This is a genomic window from Alteromonas sp. PRIM-21 (genome assembly GCF_027563165.1).
GTDB lineage: Bacteria > Pseudomonadota > Gammaproteobacteria > Enterobacterales > Alteromonadaceae > Alteromonas > Alteromonas macleodii_A.
The window spans coordinates 44,587-68,869 of sequence record NZ_JADOEK010000008.1 but is presented as its reverse complement, the minus strand read 5'-3'; the positions used below and the strand labels follow the sequence as shown (position 1 = coordinate 68,869).

The 24,283-nt window shown below is 42.9% G+C and carries 24 protein-coding genes; 5 read left to right on the top strand and 19 right to left on the bottom strand.

Translation table 11 applies throughout. The features are described from left to right. Positions 1 to 79 precede the first annotated feature (79 nt). On the bottom strand, positions 80 to 3,010 hold the full coding sequence (locus tag IW644_RS12370; protein ID WP_269917970.1) for a TonB-dependent receptor: 2,931 nt from the start codon (positions 3,008 to 3,010) through the stop codon (positions 80 to 82). Between the two features lie 522 nt (positions 3,011 to 3,532). On the opposite strand from IW644_RS12370, the gene IW644_RS12365 reads away from it, so the two are divergent. The 4 genes from IW644_RS12365 (at position 3,533) to IW644_RS12350 (ending at position 8,358) form a co-directional block, all read left to right on the top strand. Continuing rightward, complete coding sequence (locus IW644_RS12365) at positions 3,533 to 4,870, top strand: GH1 family beta-glucosidase (protein WP_269917856.1); 1,338 nt, start codon at positions 3,533 to 3,535, stop codon at positions 4,868 to 4,870. 17 nt (positions 4,871 to 4,887) lie between these two features. Continuing rightward, entirely contained in the window at positions 4,888 to 6,438 is a 1,551-nt protein-coding gene (locus tag IW644_RS12360) for an MFS transporter (protein ID WP_269917855.1), read from the top strand. A 45-nt stretch (positions 6,439 to 6,483) separates the two neighbouring features. Continuing rightward, positions 6,484 to 7,485, top strand: coding sequence for a LacI family DNA-binding transcriptional regulator (locus IW644_RS12355; protein WP_269917854.1), 1,002 nt, complete (start codon positions 6,484 to 6,486; stop codon positions 7,483 to 7,485). Positions 7,486 to 7,866: 381 nt separating this feature from the next. Beyond that, a complete protein-coding gene (locus IW644_RS12350) occupies positions 7,867 to 8,358 on the top strand; it encodes a nuclear transport factor 2 family protein (protein ID WP_269917853.1) in 492 nt (163 codons plus the stop codon). A gap of 37 nt (positions 8,359 to 8,395) precedes the next feature. Here IW644_RS12350 and IW644_RS12345 read toward each other — a convergent pair whose 3' ends face one another. From IW644_RS12345 to IW644_RS12335, 3 genes are all read right to left on the bottom strand, one after another. Further along, positions 8,396 to 9,037, bottom strand: coding sequence for an OmpA family protein (locus IW644_RS12345; RefSeq protein WP_179985088.1), 642 nt, complete (start codon positions 9,035 to 9,037; stop codon positions 8,396 to 8,398). Positions 9,038 to 9,416: 379 nt separating this feature from the next. Beyond that, a complete protein-coding gene (locus IW644_RS12340; RefSeq protein WP_118491070.1) occupies positions 9,417 to 10,613 on the bottom strand; it encodes an HD-GYP domain-containing protein in 1,197 nt (398 codons plus the stop codon). A gap of 67 nt (positions 10,614 to 10,680) precedes the next feature. Further along, on the bottom strand, positions 10,681 to 11,019 hold the full coding sequence (locus IW644_RS12335; RefSeq protein WP_269917852.1) for an MGMT family protein: 339 nt from the start codon (positions 11,017 to 11,019) through the stop codon (positions 10,681 to 10,683). Between the two features lie 98 nt (positions 11,020 to 11,117). On the opposite strand from IW644_RS12335, the gene IW644_RS12330 reads away from it, so the two are divergent. Continuing rightward, positions 11,118 to 11,699, top strand: a complete 582-nt coding sequence (locus IW644_RS12330) for a tRNA-uridine aminocarboxypropyltransferase (protein WP_269917851.1) — start codon at positions 11,118 to 11,120, stop codon at positions 11,697 to 11,699. A gap of 23 nt (positions 11,700 to 11,722) precedes the next feature. On the opposite strand, the gene IW644_RS12325 is transcribed toward IW644_RS12330, so the two are convergent. From IW644_RS12325 to rsmG, 15 genes are all read right to left on the bottom strand, one after another. Further along, entirely contained in the window at positions 11,723 to 12,322 is a 600-nt protein-coding gene (locus IW644_RS12325) for a glutathione S-transferase family protein (protein ID WP_118491064.1), read from the bottom strand. A gap of 78 nt (positions 12,323 to 12,400) precedes the next feature. Next, entirely contained in the window at positions 12,401 to 13,207 is an 807-nt protein-coding gene (locus IW644_RS12320) for a hypothetical protein (protein ID WP_269917850.1), read from the bottom strand. Between the two features lie 81 nt (positions 13,208 to 13,288). Beyond that, complete coding sequence (locus IW644_RS12315; RefSeq protein WP_269917849.1) at positions 13,289 to 14,236, bottom strand: hypothetical protein; 948 nt, start codon at positions 14,234 to 14,236, stop codon at positions 13,289 to 13,291. Between the two features lie 213 nt (positions 14,237 to 14,449). Further along, positions 14,450 to 14,863: a F0F1 ATP synthase subunit epsilon gene (locus IW644_RS12310; protein ID WP_012520215.1), complete on the bottom strand. Its 414-nt coding sequence runs from the start codon at positions 14,861 to 14,863 to the stop codon at positions 14,450 to 14,452. Positions 14,864 to 14,923: 60 nt separating this feature from the next. Next, entirely contained in the window at positions 14,924 to 16,309 is a 1,386-nt protein-coding gene (gene atpD, locus IW644_RS12305; protein ID WP_012520216.1) for a F0F1 ATP synthase subunit beta, read from the bottom strand. 33 nt (positions 16,310 to 16,342) lie between these two features. Further along, a complete protein-coding gene (atpG, locus tag IW644_RS12300; RefSeq protein WP_269917848.1) occupies positions 16,343 to 17,203 on the bottom strand; it encodes a F0F1 ATP synthase subunit gamma in 861 nt (286 codons plus the stop codon). 58 nt (positions 17,204 to 17,261) lie between these two features. After that, positions 17,262 to 18,803, bottom strand: a complete 1,542-nt coding sequence (atpA, locus tag IW644_RS12295) for a F0F1 ATP synthase subunit alpha (protein WP_269917847.1) — start codon at positions 18,801 to 18,803, stop codon at positions 17,262 to 17,264. Positions 18,804 to 18,816: 13 nt separating this feature from the next. Next, the gene (gene atpH / locus IW644_RS12290) at positions 18,817 to 19,350 is read right to left on the bottom strand and encodes a F0F1 ATP synthase subunit delta (RefSeq protein WP_025257159.1); all 534 of its coding nucleotides are present in this window, start codon (positions 19,348 to 19,350) and stop codon (positions 18,817 to 18,819) included. Positions 19,351 to 19,364: 14 nt separating this feature from the next. Continuing rightward, the gene (atpF, locus tag IW644_RS12285) at positions 19,365 to 19,835 is read right to left on the bottom strand and encodes a F0F1 ATP synthase subunit B (RefSeq protein ID WP_269917846.1); all 471 of its coding nucleotides are present in this window, start codon (positions 19,833 to 19,835) and stop codon (positions 19,365 to 19,367) included. A 45-nt stretch (positions 19,836 to 19,880) separates the two neighbouring features. Then, entirely contained in the window at positions 19,881 to 20,102 is a 222-nt protein-coding gene (gene atpE / locus IW644_RS12280; protein WP_012520222.1) for a F0F1 ATP synthase subunit C, read from the bottom strand. 99 nt (positions 20,103 to 20,201) lie between these two features. Further along, entirely contained in the window at positions 20,202 to 21,035 is an 834-nt protein-coding gene (atpB, locus tag IW644_RS12275; protein WP_120962294.1) for a F0F1 ATP synthase subunit A, read from the bottom strand. 101 nt (positions 21,036 to 21,136) lie between these two features. Then, positions 21,137 to 21,523, bottom strand: a complete 387-nt coding sequence (locus IW644_RS12270) for an ATP synthase subunit I (protein WP_269917845.1) — start codon at positions 21,521 to 21,523, stop codon at positions 21,137 to 21,139. A 206-nt stretch (positions 21,524 to 21,729) separates the two neighbouring features. Beyond that, positions 21,730 to 22,608, bottom strand: a complete 879-nt coding sequence (locus IW644_RS12265) for a ParB/RepB/Spo0J family partition protein (RefSeq protein WP_179985098.1) — start codon at positions 22,606 to 22,608, stop codon at positions 21,730 to 21,732. A 44-nt stretch (positions 22,609 to 22,652) separates the two neighbouring features. Further along, the gene (locus IW644_RS12260) at positions 22,653 to 23,447 is read right to left on the bottom strand and encodes a ParA family protein (RefSeq protein WP_179985099.1); all 795 of its coding nucleotides are present in this window, start codon (positions 23,445 to 23,447) and stop codon (positions 22,653 to 22,655) included. Between the two features lie 35 nt (positions 23,448 to 23,482). Continuing rightward, positions 23,483 to 24,118, bottom strand: a complete 636-nt coding sequence (gene rsmG, locus IW644_RS12255) for a 16S rRNA (guanine(527)-N(7))-methyltransferase RsmG (protein WP_179985100.1) — start codon at positions 24,116 to 24,118, stop codon at positions 23,483 to 23,485. Positions 24,119 to 24,283: the final 165 nt, after the last annotated feature.

Here is a 24,283-nt window from a genome sequence, read left to right as displayed (position 1 = left end):
CTATTCAAACAGCACTATGACAAAAAAGCCCGCTAAAGCGCAACCCTAAGCGCTATAGCGGGCAAACACACCCTAATTTTTAGAATGTATATCTAGCACTTAGCGCATACCTTGCGCCAAACTCATCCAAGTTCCAAAGCATTGCACTGGTGCGCCCATGTCGACGAATATTTTCTTCAGTAATATTAATACCTTCGAAGGCCACCGTTAAATCTTCGGTTATATCGTAAGAGATACTCAAATCAATTTGTGAATAAGCTTCGGTATAGCCCGGTTCATTAATATACTGAGACGTAGTGTCTAAGAACTTGTCACGCCAGTTGTATGCAATACGAGCTTGCAGCGCATCTTTTTCGTACATGAATACTAGGTTTGCAGTGTCGCTTAATCCCACTAGCGCGAACTGAGTAATTGAGGGTGCTGCTTCATTGTCAAACCCGATATCACCTTTAACAGACGTGTAGTTCGCTAACACACCAAAACCACTGTCGCCAAAGAAGTGTTGCGCAGCTACTTCAAAGCCATAGATATTTGCGGCTTTGTTGTTCACTGGCTTTGAGTTGATAAAAGTGATGAGAGGGTCGTCGCTGTTCGGTAGAATATCGAACTGCTGCTCAAATTGTTCATCGGTTAATGAGTCATATTCAATACCGTTTTCTATGGCAGCAACCATATTAAAGAGAGATGTATCGTTTACCGGAATTCCACGGGCTTCTAACTCTGCACGCGCAGCTTCTGCGCGAGGGCCATTTGTCACATCTCTTAGGCCGAATACGTTCTCTTCAACTTGTTCATTACCTATGAAATTTTTCACCCGCTTGTCGTAAAAGCCCACCGATACATAGCTTGTTTCATCAAAATAATACTCAACAGATAGGTCTAAATTATCAGACTCAAGCGGTATCAAAGATGGGTTACCAGAACTCGCCGTTGCAGTAATACTATCGGTAAGCAGGGTAGGTCCACTTTGCGGCGACACTGACGCAGCAGCACTTAGATTGTTATAGGTAGGGCGCGCGATTGTTTTGCTGTAAGAGAATCGAGCAATCACATTTTCAATCACTTCAATATCGAAGTCTAACGCAGGAAGCACATGGTCATAGCTGGCTTCCACTTCAACGTCTTCCATTTCACTACCGAAGCGTACATTGAAATCGTTATTTCCTTCCCATGCTATACCGCTGGGCAAACTAATATTTGCAATTGAAGTAACATCGGTATTTTCGTAGCGTACACCGGTCAGAAGGTTATACTCCATTCCGTTTAATTCGCCCGATAAGTCTAGCTCGAAGTAAACGGCGGTAATATCTTCTTCAATAGTTCTGTTGGTAGCAAACGGGTTGTTAGCAACTAAGTCAAAACCATACTGCTGCGCTGCAAATGCACCAATCTCAGCCACGCTCCCAGTAAAACCTTGAGAAAACATACCATCGGTATTGAAGTCATCAAATTCGCTTGCTAAATCGAGCGGAGTTAGCGAGCCTGAAGGTAATTCACCTGGGTTTTCTATTCCCCAGTTACCCATAGTGTGGCGCGTTAGTGACTGAAGCGATGTACTTTCCATAGAACGCGACTCTATACCAAAGTTAATGCTTCCTGTGTCCATGTTATAAGACCCATCAAGACGGGCTTGAGTAATTTCAGTATCTTGCGATGAAAAGTTCATATCCAAAATTGACGTGCCCACATCATCTTGATCTAACACGCCGTTACCGTTCAAGTTGTCCCGCGCGGCATCGTCAAAATCAACAAACATAACAGGAAAATCGCCGCTAAAGTCGACGCCTTGCCCTTTAACCACATTTGCACCTAGCCCTAAGTTTGTCCACGTCCCATAAGGGGCATCTGGGCGGCCTTCAGCTGACGAGTTATGAAGGTCAAAAACCAGCGTAAAGTCATCGTTAACGAAGTACTCAAGGTTTAGGCCAATCGATTTATTTTCGTTTACTTGGTTAAGTTCTTGTAGCGCTAGGCCTAAATCGCGAGGAAGCAAATCCCGGCGCTCTTGTGAAATTAATATTGGTGTTTTAACTGCTTCATCATCGAAAGTTAGCTCAGCGAAATACCTATCGTCCATCCAAATTGACTGTTCAGCACGCGCTTCATAGAGATCTTGTTTCGAATAAGTATAATCAAGCGTAGCCGTCATTTTTTCTGAGGGCGCAAATTGGAACGTTAGCTGTGCATTGGTTCTCTCACGCTCTCGGTCTGCCATGTAGTAACGAAGGTCAGAAGGAATAGCAAACAGTTGTCCCATAGCTGGCGCATTATTTAATACAACAGGGTCACCGCTGTCTGGGTTCGCTGGGTCTGGAGATTGAGGAACAGTTCCATCGAAAGGATTTACTCTCCATTGATTAACAAATGCACCTTGTGCTGCACTGTCGCGCTGCTGGAAAGAGCCCGTAAATGTCACGCCAAATGTATTGTCGTCATTAAGATAATTAATAAACCCTGACAGTTCCGGCGTAACATCATCGCCCACGCGATTTGTGGTATCGTGCAAGGCTTTAGCACCAACACTAGCAGTTATGCCGTTGTCTGCTGCATCAAATGGGCGAGCAGTTCGAATGTTAACCGTTGCACCTATTCCTCCCGTTGCAATACTAGCTCTGCCGGTTTTATACACTTCCACAGCCCGAACACTTTCAGAAGCAAGGTCAGAAAAATCGAACGCACGAGAATTTGGCGTACCGCCGCCTCCAGGTAAAGCAGAGCCTGGCATGGTCCTACCGTTTAAGGTGACCATGTTAAAATCAGGTCCAAAACCACGGGCAGTGACTTGGCTACCTTCACCATTATTTCGACTAATTGAGATACCTGTTATCCGCTGAAGGGATTCAGCTAAGTTTGTATCTGGAAACTTTCCGATGTCTTCCGCTGAAATGGCATCGACAACGCCCGACGAGTCACGTTTTATTCCCATCGACTCTTGAACACTGCTTCTGATACCGGATACCTGAATCACTTCAATATCGCTGTCCGAATCTTGTGCGGCGACCGGTGACATAACGCCACTGCTTAATGCGGTTCCCAGTATTAACGACAAGCTTGTTGCGATTTTACTTTTGTGTGGTGTTTTGTGTGTCACGATCGCTCTCTCTTTCATCTGTTATATAAGTGTGTTTGAACCTTTAGCGCCTCAGAAAGGGCTTTCTCAAAAAGCGAGCAAAAAAACCTCGATAAGAAAGCGCTTTCCGAACATTAATTCAACAAGAGAATTAGATCAACACATTTTTTACAATAATTTCACAGAGAGTGTGCTTCTCTAAACTAATGAACGATGAAATTAAAATAAAAAAGACTTTAAATTCAAAGAAATAACATAAAAGATCGCTTTTGACTCACTATTTTTTATATATGTCAGATAATTGACCATCCCTAGATCTGTTAACTTAAAAATGACATTATATCGAGAAAGCGCTTTCTAATTGTTTTTTATTTGTGCTATAACTCACCTCTATTAAAAATTTATCATACTGCTTTCCTGCGCAATATGGTCTTTGCGCAGGAAGAAAAGAGGTTATCTATTATGCACAGTATTTCTCTGCCCGCAGACAGTCCTTTGTTAAAGCAATCATTTCTTTATGGAACCGCTACCTCAAGCTTCCAAATTGAAGGTGATGTAGAAAATCGCTTAGAGTGTATATGGGATAGATTTTGTGAGCGTCCTTCTGCAATTGCCGATCATTCAAATGGCGATGTGGCCTGCGACCACATTGCGCGTTGGAGAGAAGATTTCGAGATTCTGTTAGACCTTAATGTAGACGCTTACCGCTTCTCTATTTCTTGGCCTCGCGTCATGACGCAAAACGGTGAGTTAAACCCTAGAGGCGTAGCCTTCTACAAAACATTAATTGATGCCCTAAACGAGAAGGGCATTAAGCCATTCGTAACACTTTATCATTGGGATCTGCCGCAATATTTAGAAGACAAAGGCGGATGGCTATACAGACAAACGGCTTATGAATTCCAAAACTATGTGGATAAAATTTCCCGTGCTCTTGGTGAAAACGTTTTTTCTTACGCCACCTTCAATGAACCATTTTGCAGTGCTTATCTCGGATATGAAATTGGTGTACATGCGCCGGGCAGGACGGGAACGAAGAATGGACGCACTGCAGCTCACCACATTTTGCTAGCTCATGGGCTAGGTATAAAAACACTTCGAGAAAACGTTCCAAACAGTGAAGCCGGTATAGTATTGAATTTCACGCCATGCTACCCCGCCACACAGAAATCAGAAGACTTATTAGCCACCCGCAAAGCTGATGAATATATCAATCAGTGGTATATGCAGCCAGTGATGGAGGGAAGCTATCCTGAAGTCTTATTCGAGCTAGACGAAGCAGACAGACCACCGATAGAAGCAGGGGATTTGGATATTATTTGCCAGCCTATCGACTTCTTAGGCGTTAACTTCTACACGCGTTTACACTATTCAGCGCCAAAGGAAAAAAACGCATTATTTTTCGAACACCCTCACCAAGGGCCGTTAACCGATATTGGGTGGGAAATCTATCCAAAAGCACTTTATGATTTACTTACGTCATTAAATGAACGGTACACGCTGCCACCTATTTTCATTACTGAGAACGGCGCTGCTATGGCAGATAAATTAATAGATGGCGAAGTTAACGACGTCGACCGTGTTAAATACTACCATGAGCATTTAAATATGGTCCATAAAGCAGTCAAAGAAGGAGTGAAAGTGAGCGGTTACTTCGCATGGAGCCTCATGGATAACTTTGAATGGGCAGAAGGTTATGAAAAACGATTTGGCCTAGTTTACGTTGATTTTGAGACCCAGAAGCGCACACCAAAACTTAGCGCAAGTGTTTACAAAACTTTGCTAGCAAGTCGAACATAGTGATGTTGGAAAAAACGATGGACCATAAACTGACTATAAAAGAAAAAATAGGTTATGGCATGGGCGATGCTGCTGCTAACTTAGTATGGCGAGGCGCGCTCGCCTATCTTGCAGTATTCTATACCGACACCTTTGGTATTACTGCGGCCGCCGCTGCCATGTTGTTCCTCGTGGTTCGTCTTTCAGACGGCGTTTCCGATATCATTATGGGAATGATTGCCGACAGAACACAAACCAAAATGGGGAAGTTTCGGCCATGGATACTAGGCTCTACGCCATTTCTTGGCCTTTTTATGATCCTTTGTTTTACTACTCCAGAACTTTCTTACTCTGGCAAGCTGGTTTATGCCTACCTTACTTACATCGGGCTTACACTGGCGTATACGGTTAATAATGTGCCTTACTCAGCGTTAATGGGTGTAATGACTACCGACGATAGGGAACGAACAAGTCTATCTGGGTTTCGCTTTGCTGGTGCTTTTTTAGGTGGTTTAGTAGTTATGGGCTGCTTGCCCATGCTAGTAGATTGGTTAGGAAAAGGTAACGATGCTACTGGCTATCAGTATACGATGTGGCTATTTGCTGCCTTGTTGGTTGCGTTAATGTGCATTACCGTATTCACCACAAAAGAGCGTGTGACCATACAAAAATCATCTCAACGCTCTCGCACTTTGTCATCTGAACTTTCTGATTTAGCTAAACAGCTGCCACTAATTTTGATTCCACTTTCAGCGATAACAGCCTTTTTCTATTTCCGCGATATACTAACTGGTGTGATTTTTATAGCTGTTATGGTGTTCACCTCCATCGCAATTAAACAGCTAACTCGTCGCCCAGAATCTATGAACACCCGCTCACAGCAGGATATTATCGATTTACTGTCAAACAAACCTTGGTTGATACTATTGGGAATGGGTTTTTTAACCATGATGTTTAACGGTATCAAATATGGCGTTATTGCTTATTACTTTAAATATTATATGGGAAATGAGCTACTCACAGGGTACTTCTTCATTGCTCTACTCGTGGTATCCATTTTTGGTGCGCTAGCTACGGCTAAGCTATCTTCAATAATGGGACGAAAGAAGCTTTTTATAGTCGCGCTTTTAGCGAGTAGCTTACTAACCTGTGGCATTTACTTTGTGCCCCAAGGTGATGTGATCGGAATATTCATTCTTGGCTGCAGTGCCGAATTTTTTGCAGCTATTTTACCTACCTTATTTTTCTCTATGCTGGGCGACTCCGCGGACTATAGTGAGTATAAAACCGGACGTAGAGCTACTGGTCTTGTGTATTCTGCAGGCTCATTTGTACAAAAGACCGGGGGCGGCTTTGCCGGTGCTTTAGTACTATTGGTGTTGGGCAGCTACGGTTACAACGGACTCGATGTCAATACTATCAACCAATCTCTTCCTGGTATGAAGTCATTGATGAGTTGGATACCTGCATTATTCGGCTTCGCTGGAGCAGCACTTATCTGTTTGTATCCTTTAAATGACGAGAAACAGCGAGAAGTCACTAAAGCTTTGCTTACTCGACGTAGCGAACAACCGCCGATAACGGCATAATACAAAAACGTTAAGTGATTGATTTAAGAAACGAGGTTTTTACACGTGCCTACCATTTACCAAGTTGCCGAGCGCGCAGGTGTTTCTCTATCTACCGTATCCCGCGTTTTAAACGGAAAAGCCTCGGTAAATAAGGTGCTGCGAGAACGGGTGGAAAAAGCGGTAGAAGAATTAAACTACCGTCCAAATTCTGTCGCCCGCTCTTTGGCTAATAGCCGAACAGACAGCATTGGTGTGCTTGTACCTGAACTAAACGCTCCTTTTTTTGGCGACTTGATGCAGGCAGTAGAATCAACGTTACGAGCTGCTGATAAGCACGTCATCATTACTGTAGGGCGAAACTGCTTAGAAACTGAAAAAGATGCGGTGGAATTCTTGATAAGCCGTAATTGCGACGCACTTATCATGCACGCCGAGGCGCTGTCAGATGAATACTTATTAGAACTTAATCAGTCCAAACTTCCTATTGCTTTAGTTAACAGGCAAGTCGAGGGTCTCTCTGAAGCGTGCACTACGCTGGATAATGAAAAAGGGGGATATCTTGCCACCCGCCACTTACTCGAATTAGGCCATAAAAATATTGCGTATATATCAGGTCCAATAGAAAAGCGGGACGCCAAACTGCGTTTGGAAGGGCACAATCGTGCGCTGTCTGAAGCTGGACTTTTAGTTAACTGCGAACTCGTTTTTGAAGGCCATTATACTGAAGAAGACGGAAAGCTTGGATTATTGGAACTGATGGCTCGAGACCAACCATTTACCGCATTAGTATGTGCTAACGACTGGATGGCGTCAGGAGCGATAAGTTGCGCCCGAGATTTGGGTATGAGTCTTCCTCACGACCTATCAATTGTTGGTTTCGATGACGTCGTTTTCGCACATCATGTATTTCCCCGACTTACGACGGTAAGTAACCCTGTTGCTAACATGGCCGAGATGTCAGCGAAATACATTTTAAACAAAGTTTATGGGCAAGCTAATGACGTTAAACTGAGCTTCGAGCCCACGCTTATACTGCGAGATTCTACAATGAAGTATGATGGCTAAGTTAAGTTGGAAACTTTAGCTGCTGCAGAACTATAAGAACTATAAAGGAAAATCTATTTATATCATGTAAATAGAACCAATCTGAACCATGGCTTATATGGTTTGGGAAAATAGTGTATAGAGCCTGTTCCATGTGGAACATGGCAAAACGTCAGCATCGTTTATAAGTATCGGACGCCTCCGAACTATATAAATTCCCTTTGTGATCTAGAGCGTATTTACGCCTGCTAATTAGACAAGCTAAGCTCTAAGCTACATTTATCTTTCAGTTAAACTACAAATGAATCACCTAAGGCGTTAGGTTACCGAAAAATAGAAGTTTACTTCCGATGTAGGCACGGTAGATTTATCAGCATAACGCGGAAAGTTTGGGAAAAAATCATGAAACATTTTTTGTTGGGTTTGGTATTGCTTTGTTTAGGGGTAGGAACAAAGGTCAGTGCCAATACTGCCGAGGTCACTGTAAATCGAACCCTTGATGCGCTGCATCACAATGCGTCCGTTGCTAACTTTAAAGCGTATTTCAGCTTGTATCACGAAAATGCCATATTTATTGGTACTGACGCGTCGGAAGTTTGGGATAAAGAAACGTTTAAAGCCTATGCGAAACCCCATTTCGATAAAGGTACGGGATGGACGTATTACCCTAGAGATAGACATATCTATTTTTCGCCAGACCGCAATATAGCTTGGTTCGACGAGTTGCTAGACAATAAGAGTTTAGGCGAGACAAGGGGGACTGGTGTTCTGATAAAAGTTGGCGAGGATTGGAAGCTAGCACAATACCATCTAGCTATACCCATTCCTAACTCAATAGCTGACAGCGTTGCCGAACAAATTAAAACAATGGACAACGAAAAAGCCCCGCTTTAATACGGGGCTTTTAGCGCTTTCGCTTACGTACTAGGCATTAAGTATTAGATTGGGTAAGCGGCTGAATTTCCATCTCAACGCGACGGTTCATAGAACGGTTTGCCGCACTGTTGTTAGGCACTTTTGGCGAGTATTCGCCCATGCCCACAGTGGTAATACGTGTGGGGTTAACTGAGTAGTTAATCAGTAAGTTTTTAACTGCACCTGCACGACGCTCAGATAAAGACTGGTTATACTGCTCTGACCCCGTATCATCAGTGTGACCTTTAATCATCAATACGGTTTTTTCGTAGTTGTTTACGACTTTAGCAACATCTTGAAGCACTGGGTTAAAGTTAGGGCTAATGCTCGAGCTATCTGTGGCAAATGTAATATCACCTGGCATGATCAATCGCAAATTATCGCCCTCACGAACCACTTGAACACCAGTATCAGAAAGTTCGCTTCGAAGTTCTTCTTCCTGTTTATCCATGTAATTACCAATTGCACCACCTGCGATAGCGCCTACCGCAGCGCCCCACGCATAGCGACTTTTATCGTTATCGCCAGTAGCTTTACCAAGCAGTGCGCCTACTACAGCGCCGATTGCAGCGCCTTTTTGCGTATTGTTAGGGTCATTTGCACAACCAGCCACCGTTAATGATGCAGCAATCAAACTTACAGCAAGAGTCTTTTTCATAACTTCCTCTTTTTCGATTAAAAGCCCTGTATTGAGAAGTACCAGATGTCCATTGCCACTCTCAATAGGCTTTGTATAAAAACTTCTATTAATTACTTAACCTTATACTCAAGTTTAGCAATTAACGTTCCACTCATTATTTTCGAGATAGGTAGCAGGGTATTGATACTACTATCTATATTTAAAAATTAAAAAATTATTGCTGTTAGATCAGTGATAAACGACGAGTCCTTCTTATCCTGATTAGCTAATCTCGATAAATTCTAAACGACACATTCTGAACCCAAGCTAAACAGATGCGTTTATTTTTGTAAAATGAGAGAAAAGAGATGGAGCGACACAGTGTAAACTCTACACTGTGTTGCCAATAGGTAACGTTTTAACCAACCGAAACAGAGCGCTCAAAGAATGCATTTACGTCTATTTTGTAGTCTGAAGCGATAACAGCCTTTGTGATGCTTACGGTTTTATCTATAGATAGGTCAATATCTTTTGGTGTTAAATAATGACTGTTACGGACGGAATAGAAAACCTTTACCAATGGTGTAAGAGGTGAACCTTTCTGTTCCAGTACCATAGCTAGCCTTTCATTAGACAGTAATACTAGGCTACCTACGGGATAAACACCTAAGCATTTTATGAATTGCTGAACAAGCGACTTATCAAGTCGGGTGGGGGCATCATTCATTAAAATAGAGAATGCTTTTTGGCTAGACATACCTGCTTTGTAAACCCTATCCGCAGTCAGCGCATCGTACATATCTGCAATAGCCAACATACGTCCGGCTTTGCTAATGTCGTCACCCTTGGTTCCGGCTGGGTAGCCTAGACCGTCTAAACGTTCATGGTGTTCACTAATCGCCTGTATAAGCGGTTGCGCTATGTCTGTTTCTTTTAGATAGTCTACGCCGTGCTTTACATGCCCCTTCATAATATCCATTTCGCTATCTGTTAAGCGACCTGGTTTATGAAGTATTTCATCTGGAATTTTTATCTTGCCTAAATCATGCAAAAAACCCGCGTAAGAAAGATCTTGAACCTCTTCTTCTGACATACCTAAAAACTTGCCAAAATTCGCTAACAGAATAGCAACGTTAAGGGAGTGTTCTAGTAAGTAATCATCTTTTTCGCGAATTTTAGTTAAGCAAAGCAGCGCATCAGGATTTCTATCAACTGACTCCACCAGCTTGCTCGAAAATGCTTTTGGAATGCTTGCATCAAAAGGTGTTTCCTTTTGAACACTAGCAAGCAAAAGCTTTTGAATCGCTTTGCCTTGTTCGTGAAGTTTAGATGCCCTCGTTAGCTCATTTTCAAGGGAAACTTTTTTAGCTTTTTCAGCCTTATTCGAATTATTCGGCTTACTATTGTCCGTAGAAGAAGTTGAATTATTACTAGGATCAAATGCTTTCTCAGTATCGATAGCTAACGTTTTTACGCCTTGCTTTTTCAATACATTAACGACATCGTTTGATATAACACGCCCTTGGCTTTTAACTGTTAAAGTACCTTTTTGCTCTAGTATTTGATGAACAAACATACCCGGTATTAGCTGATCTATCGTAATCTTTTTAATCATTCTAAATGCACAACACTATTTTCCAAATGCAGTTCGGTGCTATTAAGGAGTCTCATAACTGCAAACCCTAATACTCTAACTCTACCAGTATAGTGTGTAAATCTGGCATCCATGCGAATTTTCTCATATTGACCCGGTTATTTTTAACTACAACACCTTCCGCTGTTAAACGCTGTCGTTGCTCCTCTGCTTTTTCCGAGCCAGCAGGAAAAGCAATTTTTCCGTCACTACGTAATACTCTATGCCAGTTACAGTCTATATTTATCTCTCTTAAACATTTTCCCATCATTCTTGCTCTGCCAGGTAACCCACATAAATCAGCGAGTTGGCCGTAACTAATTACATGTCCTGATGGTACGTAAGAAAGCGTTTTCTCTACTCTAGATTGTACGGCTTCACCTGCCATGTTGTATATTATCCTATCTGGTAAATTGCGCTGTTAAATAGGTGATTGCGATAAATGAACGCAGTTAACATTGTAAAAAAAGGTAGAGAAATTAGGTAATGCGCCTTTATTGTAAAAAATGTGGATACCCCGAAGTAACGTGTATCTGCGCCCATATTAGCACCGTGAATACGTCGTTGAATATCATCATTATTCAGCATGAAAAAGAAGCCTATCATGCGAAAAATACTGCAAGGCTAATTTCTTTGTGTATTCCAACAAGTCGTATTGTTCTTACAAATGATGCGCAAGCTATGGGTAGCTTGCCCAACGAGTGCTCTCTAGAACATACAGCACTCATATATCCCAGTGATACCAGTATGCCGATAGAAAGAACTGCACCAGAAAGACTAAAGCAATTGTCTACCTTGTTGTTAATAGACGGCAGTTGGAAACAGGCATTCGGCATAGTTAAACAACATCCATGGCTCGCTACTTTGCCTACATTTCACTTTTCATCGGCGCCAACGTCTAATTATGCAATCCGCCACACAAAATTAGACTACGCGCTCTCTACACTCGAAGCGACTGCCTATGCGATAAGTTGTTTAGAAAAAACCGACGTATCTGCACTTCACGAAGCACAGTGTGCCTTACAAAATCATTGGCAAGGGCCAAAGTCCCATAGAAGACAAATCTAACGATTAGAAGGCCACAGGCCTTTCTAAATGTTCATTGGTATAAAGCCTTTGTGCTCTTTAATTAAACTTATCCAATGGCGAATAGCAGGGTACGCCGACAAGTCGAAGCCGCCTTCATGAGCTACATGGGTATAAGCAAACAGTGATATATCAGCTAAGCTAATGGTATCGCCTATCAAGTAGGGTGTGTTGTTAAGTTGATGTTCCATTACCTCAAGCGCTCGGTATCCACCCGCTTGCTTAGACTCATATTCCGCTTTTCTGTCATCAGGCAACCCTAAATAGATATTGATGTAGCGGGCAACGGCGATATAGGGTTCGTGGCTATACTGTTCGAAAAACTGCCACTGTAACAGTTGCGCAAAGTGATAGGGGGAAGAGGGAACGTAGGGCGTATTAGAAGCAAGGTAATGCATGATAGCGTTTGACTCTGACAACACCCTTCCGTCATCGAGTTCAAGTATGGGAATTTTACCGTTAGGCGTTTTTTCAAGAAAGGACGGCGCTCTGGTCTCCCCCTTCATAATATCAACATCAACCCATTCACAGGCTTTGCCTAATAGAGAAAGAAGCAATTCGAGTTTATAGCAGTTTCCAGAACGTTTATCGCCGTATATTCGCACAGTGGTAATCTCAATACAGTTAGGTAGAAGGCAACATGCAAGTGTTCCAGCTTAAGCTCGCTGATTCACTTAGCTACATTAACCTTTATCTATACACGCAGTAAAATTAGAATTGCAGTATTTTTCTTTCAGGCCAAGTAAATATTCTATTTCTTTGCTTCTTTCTGACGTCACGCTTTCTTTGATTAGGCGATCTATCCTTCTATCTAAATCGCTCGCCAGTAAAAGCTTTGTCTTACCTAATCTACGATAATAATTGATTAACGGCGAAACGAGTAGGAGTGTTAAAAACAGGCATAATGAAGATATAAAAACCATATCAAACAGATGAACCGATAAATTTATCCAAAATACGGGCATTATCAAGAACACCAATAATGTTGTGGCTATAGTGATAGCGGCAACGGTTATTACACTTTTATACATCCTTATTTTAACAATAAGCTCCATTCCTTCAGTATTAAGAAACTTCCTAAGATGCCGATTCACTGTCGTTATTTGAAATATAAATAGGGACATGAGTAACCAGAAAGGTATTGCGCCCACTGCAACGATAAAAACTTCTTTCTCGTTAATTCTTGAGATAAGTCCTTCAGTTACCATGTACAAAATAGGCATTATAAAACCTAAGGACACTGACCAAATTAGGTGTTTTTTAAACTGCTCTGACAAAGCTTTTCTATGTCGCCAAAAATCATGACGTCGTTTAGTTAATTCAAGGATAAGCAAAAGATGCTTGGCAACACTCTTTTGAATGACTCTAATAGATAAAAGAAACGCGCCACTAAGCAGTGATGTTCCGATTGCAGTATTAAAATCTCTCTGTGCATCCAGAGAGGCGATATCTAACTGTATGGTGCCGCCAATAATGTGTAGTACGATCATGGAGGTTACGAGTAGTACCGGATACGTTAAGTTTTCTAGTAAGTCAGTTTTTTTCATAAGAAAAATTAGGTACGGCTTTTATCAATGCCCTTTGAAGCTGGGGGAGAAAATTAAAACCATACCCCAAGATATAGTTATTAATAACACGCAAGCAATAAACCTTATTTTATCTTTAACCCCGAATAGGTTCATCGATAGCGAGTTTATCCTTTCTAAGTCTTGCTGGACTAGCACTAGCGTTTCTGAAGATATCTCTTTATTTACTAATACATTAAGTTCTTCGCACTTTTTATTTTTACCTTGAAGCCACTGAGAGTGTAATTTTAGAACAGGATGAAATAGGTAAAACGCGATAATGGATAAAAACAGTAATGTCATAGCAATATCTAAAAAAGGAACGTTTTTGTTAACCCAAAATATTGGGAAAAGAGAAAATGCTCCAATGGACAAAGTCGCGTTAATTAAGGATAAACGGGCCAAAGAGGAGAGAGAGTTTAAATAGTCAATGTAGTTCTCAGTCTGACTTAGTACGTACTTTTTTAAATAGTTTACGTTTGACGTTGATTGAATTAAAAAGAGAAAAAACAAAAACCAAAAAAGTACTGCACATCCTGTAATCACGTATTGATACCACTTTACCTCGGAAAAAAGGAGGTTTTCTATAATTACGTACGTTACAGTCGCAAAAACAGCAGTAATGAGGCTATTTATGATGTGTAGCTGAAATTTTGTGAAAAGTTTTTGCCTATGCTGACTCAAATGACTCAACTGATTTGTTTTTACCAACATTGAGATCAGAGTGCTTAGTACATTCTTATGATTCAATTGTAAACAAAACCAAAAATACCCTGAAAGCAAAGTCATGCCAATTGCTGAGTTAAAGTCTCTCTGTTCGCGAACGCTTCCGTCACTATCCAGCGCTAAAGCACCACTAACGTAGTGTACAACTAGAAGAACAACAACCAATAAGAATGGATACAATCCTATAAATACACCGTTATGCGCATTTGAATATGGATTTAGTTTCATTATTTAAATAATTATTTAAAGGTAGCTCTTCTTGCTTTCAATAAATTTTATAAACTCGAAAGAAGCATACCCATGGGCTACTGATAACAACACAACCTTAAGCGTTAAAGCCTGCGTAAGCAATATAAATAAACGTAAGGGGATGTGAACGTTTACTTTTCGTTCGACAATAAAAAACCCGCCAGTTGGCGGGTTTTTTCAAAGCTGTGCTTTTTACTTGCGTAACTTCTGAATAAGACGAAGTTGTGCAATTGCTTCTGCAAGCTCGTGAGCTGCTTCTGCATAGTTAAAGTCAGCGCCTGGATTGGCGATGTGCTCTTCTGCACGTCGTTTGGCTTCTTGTGCTGCCTGCTCGTCAAGATCTTCAGCTCGAACCGCGGTATCAGCCAGTACGGTAATGTTGTTAGGCTGTACTTCTAGTACACCACCTGCAACATAGATAACTTCTTCTTCACCGTGCTGTTTAACCAAACGCACCATACCAGGTTTAATAGCAGAGATAAGTGGCGCGTGACCTGGGTTAATACCCAATTCACCTTCGCTACCTGTCACCTGAATCGATTCAACGCGTCCTGAGAAAATCGCTTTCTCCGCGCTTACTACGTCCAAATGTACTGTCATTGCCATGTGAACCTCCTGATTAGGTACGTTAGCATGATGCTAGGCTAGCTAATGCTAGCCCCGCTATTATGCTTTCTTGGCTTTCTCTAGCGCTTCTTCGATAGAACCAACCATGTAGAAGGCTTGCTCTGGAAGGTGATCATACTCACCGTCTAGAATGCCTTTAAAACCACTGATTGTGTCTTTTAGAGAAACATATTTACCAGGTGCACCAGTAAATACTTCTGCTACGAAGAACGGCTGAGATAGGAAACGCTGAATCTTACGAGCACGTGATACTACTTGCTTGTCTTCTTCAGATAGTTCGTCCATACCTAGGATCGCGATGATGTCTTTCAGCTCTTTATAACGCTGAAGAACAGTCTGTACGCCACGTGCTACGTCGTAGTGCTCTTGACCGATTACTAGTGGGTCTAGCTGACGAGACGTTGAATCTAGTGGGTCTACCGCAGGGTAGATACCAAGAGAGGCGATATCACGAGAAAGTACTACCGTTGCATCCAAGTGAGCAAAGGTTGTCGCTGGAGATGGGTCAGTCAAGTCATCCGCAGGTACGTATACCGCTTGGATTGACGTGATTGAGCCAGTCTTCGTTGACGTAATACGTTCCTGAAGTACACCCATTTCCTCTGCAAGAGTAGGCTGGTAACCTACCGCAGATGGCATACGACCTAGAAGTGCTGATACTTCAGTACCTGCTAGAGTATAACGATAGATGTTATCTACGAAGAATAGAACGTCACGACCTTCGTCACGGAACTTCTCAGCCATCGTTAGACCGGTAAGTGCAACACGTAGACGGTTACCCGGTGGCTCGTTCATCTGACCGTATACAAGCGATACTTTATCAAGTACGTTTGAATCGTTCATTTCGTGATAGAAATCGTTACCCTCACGAGTACGCTCACCAACACCTGCGAATACTGAGAAACCGCTGTGCTCGATTGCGATGTTACGGATAAGTTCCATCATGTTTACGGTTTTACCTACACCCGCACCACCGAATAGACCAACTTTACCACCCTTAGCGAATGGACAAACCAAGTCGATTACTTTGATACCAGTTTCTAGTAGTTCTACCGAGCTAGACTGATCTTCGTAGCTAGGCGCTTCACGGTGAATAGACATACGCTCTTCTTCACCAATTGGGCCTGCTTCGTCGATTGGGTTACCCAATACGTCCATGATACGACCTAGTGTTTTCGTACCAACTGGAACCATGATTGGATTACCGGTATTTTCTACTGTAAGACCACGTTTTAGTCCGTCAGTAGTACCTAGTGCGATGCCACGAACAACACCGCCACCTAATTGCTGTTGCACTTCCAGGGTTAGACCTGACAAGTCACCTTCGGTAACTCGTAGTGCGTCATAAACTCTTGGTACCGCATCTTGTGGAAACTCAATGTCCACAACGGCGCCAATGATTTGGACGACCTTACCTTGACTCATAATTTGTCCTCGTTATCTCTTTTAAACCTTTGCCTACACCGCTGCGGCACCGCTAACAATCTCACTGATTTCTTGTGTGATTGCAGCCTGACGCGCTTTGTTATATACCAGTTGTAACTCATCAATAAGGTTACCGGCGTTGTCGGTTGCTGCCTTCATGGCAACCATTCGCGCAGCTTGTTCTGACGCCGCGTTTTCTACAACACCCTGATACACCTGAGACTCAATGTAACGAACCATTAGTGCTTCCAAAATTTCTTTTGGATCTGGCTCGTAGATGTAGTCCCAACGATGTTGATATTCTTCGTCTTCTGACTTTGGCAAAGGCAATAACTGATTGATCACAGGTTTCTGTGTCATGGTGTTAACGAAGTCATTGTATACCAAGAATACTCGGTCAATTTGTCCTTCGTCGTACGCTTTAAGCATAACGCGTACAACACCCACTACATCGCTCACAGACGGCTTGTCACCTAAACCAGATTCAGCAGCAAGCAACTTGCCACCAAAGCGGTTGAAGAAACTGCACGCTTTAGAACCTAATGCAGCGAAATCCACTTCTACACCCTGTTCACGCCATTTTTTGACGTCTTGGGTGACGAGCTTAAATTCATTGGTGTTCAAGCCACCACATAAGCCTCGGTCAGTGGAAATCACAATGTAACCGACGCGCTTGACTTCACGCTCTTCCAAATATGGATGGCGATATTCAAGGTTACCGTTTGCAATGTGACCAATCACTTTAAGCATATTTTGTGCATATGGACGGCCAGAAGCCATACGTTCCTGCGCCTTTTTCATTTTAGACGCAGCAACCATTTCCATCGCACTGGTAATCTTTTGAGTATTTTTGATACTCCCAATCTTACCTTTTATTTCTTTACCGCTGGCCATGACTATCTCTCCGATTACTCAACGAATTGCGCTGGTGGTTAAACACCAGCACCATTGATTACCAAGTTTGTGTCGCTTTAAAGTTTGTTAAAGCGTCGTTCAACTTAGAGGCAATCTCGTCGTTGTAGTTACCTGATTCGTTGATAGTCTTCATAAGGTCAGCGTGTTCGCTGTTCATGTAAGAGTGAAGAGCGGCTTCAAAATCTAGGATTTTGTTAAGCTCGATACCCTTAAGGAAACCTTTTTCTACCGCGAACAGAGATACACCCATGTTAGCAATTGATAGTGGAGCGTACTGCTTCTGCTTCATTAGCTCAGTTACGCGCTCACCGTGCTCAAGTTGCTCACGAGTTGCATCATCAAGGTCAGAAGCAAACTGCGAGAACGCCGCAAGTTCGCGATACTGAGCTAGGGCTAGACGGATACCGCCACCCAATTTCTTGATGATTTTAGTCTGTGCAGCACCACCAACACGAGATACCGAGATACCAGCGTTAACCGCTGGGCGGATACCTGCGTTGAACAAGTCAGTTTCTAGGAAGATCTGACCATCGGTAATTGAGATTACGTTAGTTGGTACGAATGCAGATACGTCACCAGCTTGCGTTTCGATAATAGGAAGCGCAGTCAATGAACCTGTCTTACCTTTCACTTCGCCATTAGTGTAACGCTCAACGTATTGCTCGTTTACACGTGCAGCACGTTCTAGTAGACGTGAGTGAAGGTAGAATACGTCACCTGGGTAAGCTTCACGGCCTGGTGGACGCTTAAGTAGTAGTGAGATTTGACGGTAAGCAACAGCTTGCTTAGACAAATCATCATATACGATTAGCGCATCTTCACCGCGGTCACGGAAGTATTCACCCATAGTACAACCAGAGTAAGGCGCTAGGTATTGAAGCGCTGCAGACTCAGAAGCAGATGCTGCAACCACGATAGTGTGGTCAAGGGCACCGTGCTCTTCTAGTTTACGTACTACGTTAGCGATAGTAGACGCTTTCTGACCAACCGCTACGTACACACACTTAATGCCTGTACCTTTTTGGTTGATGATAGCGTCAACAGCCATTGCTGTTTTACCGCACTGACGGTCACCGATGATAAGCTCACGCTGACCACGACCTACTGGGATCATGGCATCAACTGACTTATAACCAGTTTGTACAGGCTGGTCTACTGATTGACGTTCAATTACGCCAGGAGCAATTTTTTCAACTGGCTCGAAACCAGCTGCATCGATTGCGCCTTTACCATCAATAGGCTCACCTAGTGTGTTTACAACACGACCAAGAAGTGCGTTACCTACTGGTACTTCAAGAATACGGCCAGTAGATTGTACTTTATCGCCTTCTTTCAGGTCCGCGTAAGGACCCATAACAACTGCACCTACAGAGTCTCGCTCAAGGTTTAGTGCAATTGCGTAACGGCTTCCAGGAAGCTCAATCATTTCACCCTGCATTACATCTGCAAGGCCATGAATGCGGATAATACCGTCAGTTACTGCGACGATAGTACCTTCATTACGTGCTTCACTGCTTACATTGAACTGTTCAATTCTTTTCTTGATCAGTTCAGCAATTTCAGTGGAATTAAGTTGCATGCTCTTATCCCCGTTATGCTTGCAACGCGTCTGCTAGACGGTTCAATTTCGACTTTACGGAACCATCAATTACTGTATCACCGGCATTTATTACCATTCCAGCGATCAGGGCAGGGTCCACGTTACAATTAAGCTTCACTTTACGTGCCAAACGTTTTTCCAAAGATGCTACCAATTCATTTGTTTGGGCATCAGTCAGCGTAGATGCTGAGGTTACGTCCACTTCTACTTCTTTATCGTAATCCGCTTTAAATGCGTCAAACAAAGTAGAAATTTCAGGCAACGCGGCTAAACGTTTATTCTCAGCCAGAACCTTTACTAGGTTTTGACCGTGTTCGTCGAGTTGCTCACCACACACATTGTTAAAAATGTCGGCTAGCGTATCAGCGGCGATAGCACCAGTTAGCAACTGGTGCATATCTTCATTTACTGCTACTTCACCTGCAAAGGTGAGCATTTCTTGCCATTTTGCAACGGCATTTTTCTCGACAGCAAAATCGAAAGCAGCTTTAGCATAAGGACGAGCAACAGTAGTCAATTCAGACATGGCTCATCTCCCAATTAAAGCTCAGCGACAAGTTTTTCAACAATGTCGTTTTGTGCGTTAGCATCGATTTCACGTTGTAAGATTTGCTGTGCGCCAGCTACTGCAAGTGCAGAAACCTGCTTGCGCAAATCTTCTTTGGCACGATTGCGTTCAGCTTCAATCTCGGCATAACCAGAAGCGATAATTTTTTCGCGTTCCGCATGACCTTTTTGCGTTTCATCGTCAACCAGTTGGTTGGCACGCTTTTTAGCCTGCTCGATAATTTCAGCTGCTTGCGCTTTCGCATCTTTCAATTGCTCAGTAGCTTTCGCTTGAGCAAGCTCTAGGTCTTTCTCTGCACGTTCAGAAGCTTCAAGCCCATCGGCAATTTTCTTCTGACGTTCTTCAATCGCTGCCATTAGTGGAGGCCATACATATTTCATGCAGAACACCACGAACACAGCGAAGGCGATTAATTGACCAATAAAAGTGGCGTTAAAATTCACAATCGCCCCTCCTCTTAAAGTTCGCTAAAAAAGTGTTTAGTAATATTAGGCACCAACAGCGAACAATAGGTATAGAGCGATACCAACACCGATCATCGCGATGGCGTCGATAAGACCCGCTACGATGAACATCTTAACTTGTAGTTGAGGTGCTAGTTCAGGTTGACGAGCAGCAGATTCTAGGAATTTACCACCTAGTAGACCGAAACCAATAGCGGTACCTAGGGCACCAAGACCAATCAGTAGTGCAACAGCGATGTATAACATTTACGTCTCCGATTTAAGTTAAATTTAAAGTTAATGTTTAAAAGTCAAACTCTGTAAAAACGGTGCCGATTACAAATTAGGATCGACACCCGTTAATGCTTAGTGCTCTTCACACGCTAGGCTTAAGTACACGATGGTTAACATCATGAAAATAAACGCTTGAAGCGGAAGAACCAAAATATGGAATACAGCCCACATGAAGTGCAGTGGAAGCTGGAAGTAGCCAATCGTTGCAATAAGAATGAAGATTAGCTCACTTGCGTACAGGTTACCGAACAAACGCAGCGCTAGTGAAAGCGGACGCGCTAGCAAAGTAACGGTTTCAAGAATGAAGTTCACCGGAATGAAAATTGGGTGACCAAAAGGCTGCATAGTTAGCTCTTTCGCAAAACCGCCGATACCTTTCATCTTGATTGAATAGAAAAGAATAAGGATAAACACGCCTGAAGCCAGAGCGAACGTTAGGTTTAGGTCAGTAGTTGGAACTGCCTTGTTATAAACGTCGTGCGGATCCATACCAAAAGCTGCTTGGCCAATAAGACCAGATACCCATGGGATTAAATCAACTGGCACCAAGTCCATAAGGTTCATTAACAATACCCAAACGAAGATAGTCAATGCTAATGGTGCGATGAGCGCGCTCTTACCGTGGAAGGTGCTTTTCACGTTGTCGTCAACGAACTCGACTACAAGCTCAACAAACGCCTGCATCTTGCCAGGTACGCCCGTTGTCGCTTTTGATGCAACGCTTCTAAAAATGATTAAGAAAAGAAGACCAAGACCAATAGACCATGCCAGTGTATCAACATGCCATGCCCAAAAACCGGCATCAGAACACGCTTTATTAAAAGCAATTCCGTTGTCAGTTGAGCACATGGTGGCATTGGTCAAGTGGTGCTTGATGTATTCTGAGGTAGTATATTCAGATGCCATTGTTTAACCCAAGTTGTAAAGTGTAAAAATTTGGTGACTGGTTCTTATATCTCATTCGGTCGAACACATGGTTTTCGTTATCGCAATGCCTTGCATTGTCTTTATTGTTTCGTACCGTAATGAAACATAGCTAACCCGTGGCTAGCTGTTGTAATCACAAATGCCATGAAAATTTCTAATGGCGTGGCGTTTAAACCTTTAAAAGCAATTACAAATAAAATGATTGTCAGTGCCAGCTTCAATTTTGAGCCTTGGCTAAAACTTCGTGCAACAAGGTCGTTTTTACTTGCACCTGCGTATCGAAACGCGAAAGCCATAAAAACACTATTGGGCAGGATACTGATTAAAGCGCCTGCCGCTGCCGACATAGCGGAATGACTTCCTCCTGCGGCGCCTGCGATGACCGTAACGAATAGGGCCGTGACAGCCTGAAAAAGTAGCCCTTTTTTTGCGAGTTTTAACCCGCGTTTTGCTAACTTGTTCGTCACTTTTACTCGCAGCTTGTTCACGTCTTACAAAAAGCGTCAGAAGTATACTGTTTTACCGACAATTTTCAACAGTACAACGCTTTTTGAAAGTTATTCTGAAAATTTTCTATTGCTATAACCGGAAAGGATAGTGTCCGCTGTTAGTGACGGACAGCATTTCAATTGCGGGTCGGCAAGGGAACCACTTCGGCTGTTATCAACATAAACTATTGAATTTTAGAGATAATTCCATCTAATTGTTCAAGGTCGCTAAAACTTATCGTTAGCTTACCTTTGCCTTTAGCGTTATGGTCGATGACCACAGGCGTGCCTAAATTTTCTGAAAGCCGAGTCATAAGATTTTGAACATCAGGATCAACTTTCTTCTCAGGCTTTGGTTTAGCGGGCTCTAATAGCTTTTTCACAAGCTTTTCGGTATCGCGAACGGTTAACCCTTTGCCTGATACTACTTGCGCCGTTTCTGACTGAGTTTCACCTTCTAGCGCTAACAGCGCTCTAGCATGACCCATTTCAATGTCGCCATGTTCAACCAGGAGCTTCACATCGTCGTTCAAATTGTTTAGACGAAGTAAATTTGTCACCGTGGTGCGTGATTTGCCCACTGCTTCGGCTACCTCTTGATGAGTTAACGCAAATTCGCTCATTAAACGGTCCAGAGCCTGTGCTTCTTCCATTGCGTTAAGGTCTTCACGCTGAATATTTTCGATAAGAGCAATGGCAACGGCGGCTTCATCAGGTACGTTTTTGACTAAGCACGGCACTTCGTCTAGTTGTGCCAGCTGTGAAGCGCGCCAGCGACGTTCACCAGCAATGATTTCATAACGGTGTTCGTCGACTTTTCTAACTACGATAGGCTGAATAATACCTTGAGCTCGAATTGACGAGGCCAATTCTTCTAATGCCTCAGGCGACATGTCTTTACGAGGCTGATATTTGCCTGGCACTAAGTATTCAATAGGCAGTTTACTTAACTCACCGTTGGTTGAATTTACCTCGGCGACATCTTGTTCTTTCTGAGCAGATGATTGGCTGGTTGCGAGTAGCGCATCTAAACCGCGGCCAAGGCCTCTTTTACGTGCTGACATAGTGTCCTCTATGGCATGTGCTGATGGTATTCAGCTTATTGTGTTTAACTAGCTTTTGCCTGTTTAGGCGATGTTTTGTCCCTACGGCGCAGTATTTCGCCGGCCAATGCTAGGTAAGCTTTAGCACCGGTCGATGACTTATCATAGTACATCGCTGGCGCACCAAAACTTGGCGCTTCAGCTAAACGAACATTGCGCGGAATAACCGTACGATAAACCTGTTCACCAAAATGGCGCTTCAACTGTTCTGAAACGTCGTTAGCTAGGCGATTGCGCGGGTCGTACATAGTACGCAATACGCCTTCAATCTTCAATTCAGGATTCACCACTGATGCCAATTTTTGAATAGTATCCATAAGGGCCGTAAGCCCTTCAAGTGCATAGTATTCGCACTGCATAGGCACCATTACCGAGTCAGCTGCAGCTAAGGCGTTCACGGTTAACTGGTTGAGTGAAGGCGGGCAGTCGATAAAAACAAAGTCGTAATAGTCCATAACTGGCTTTAGCGCATTGCGAAGCCTTACTTCACGGGCAAACATTTCCATCAGCTTAATTTCTGCTGCGGTTACATCACCGTTCGCGGCGATGAGATCATACTTACCGCTTGTCGCTTTAACGATAACGTCGTTAATCGGCTTTTCTTCAATCAACAATTCAAATGCCGTAGACTCGACGTCGTATTTATCAACGCCGCTTCCCATGGTGGCATTACCCTGTGGATCGAGATCAATTAGCAACACCTTGCGTTTGGTTGCTGCCATTGACGCTGCCACGTTAACTGCGGTGGTTGTCTTCCCAACACCACCTTTTTGATTCGCGATCGCGATTACCTTAGCCACGTTAGATCCTGTTTTCGTCTTTTTCTATTTTTTGGCTATTTCTTTTTAAGCCAAACCAGATGTCTTTCGCCTACTAAATTTGGCACAGTGAGGTTTTCTGTCTTACTCACATGGAAGTGATCGCTCACTTCTTCTATCTCATCTTTTGGAAACTGACCTTTAAGCGCCAAAAATTGCCCTTCAGAATCTACCAGATGCTGACACCAGTGCAACATATCTTTTAGCGAAGCGAAAGCTCGACTTAGCACAATATCATAAGGCGTGTCGCCATTATGCTCCTCTACGCGGCTTTGTACTGGAGTTACGTTAGTTAACCCAAGTGTATGCACACATTGCGTCATAAATCGTACACGTTTACCTAATGAATCAAGCAGCGTAAAAGATTTATCTGGAAAAGCGATGGCTAAAGGCATACCTGGAAGGCCAGGGCCTGTACCAACATCAATGATATTGTCACCCTCAAGAAAAGGGACAATCGCTAACGAGTCCAGAATATGTTTTACCATCATTTGCTTTGGATCCCGAACGGATGTGAGGTTATACGCCTTGTTCCATTTATCCATAAGCAGCACATAGTCGACTAACTGTTGATGTTGCTTGTCACTCAGATCAAGTGAAAGAGCATCAAGTCCAGAAACCAAAATGGTGTGCAATTCTTGCTGTATCGTCATTGAAAAATCTGTCTGTTCGCGTTGAAGTCTTTATCTTAACTTAGTCTTTAACATAAATATTAGCGGCGAACCGCAATTTGTTTTATGCATTTGTCACACTTTTACCATCGCTGATCAATGCGACTTATTCACGTACAAATCAAATGTACTTTGAATAAAAGCCGC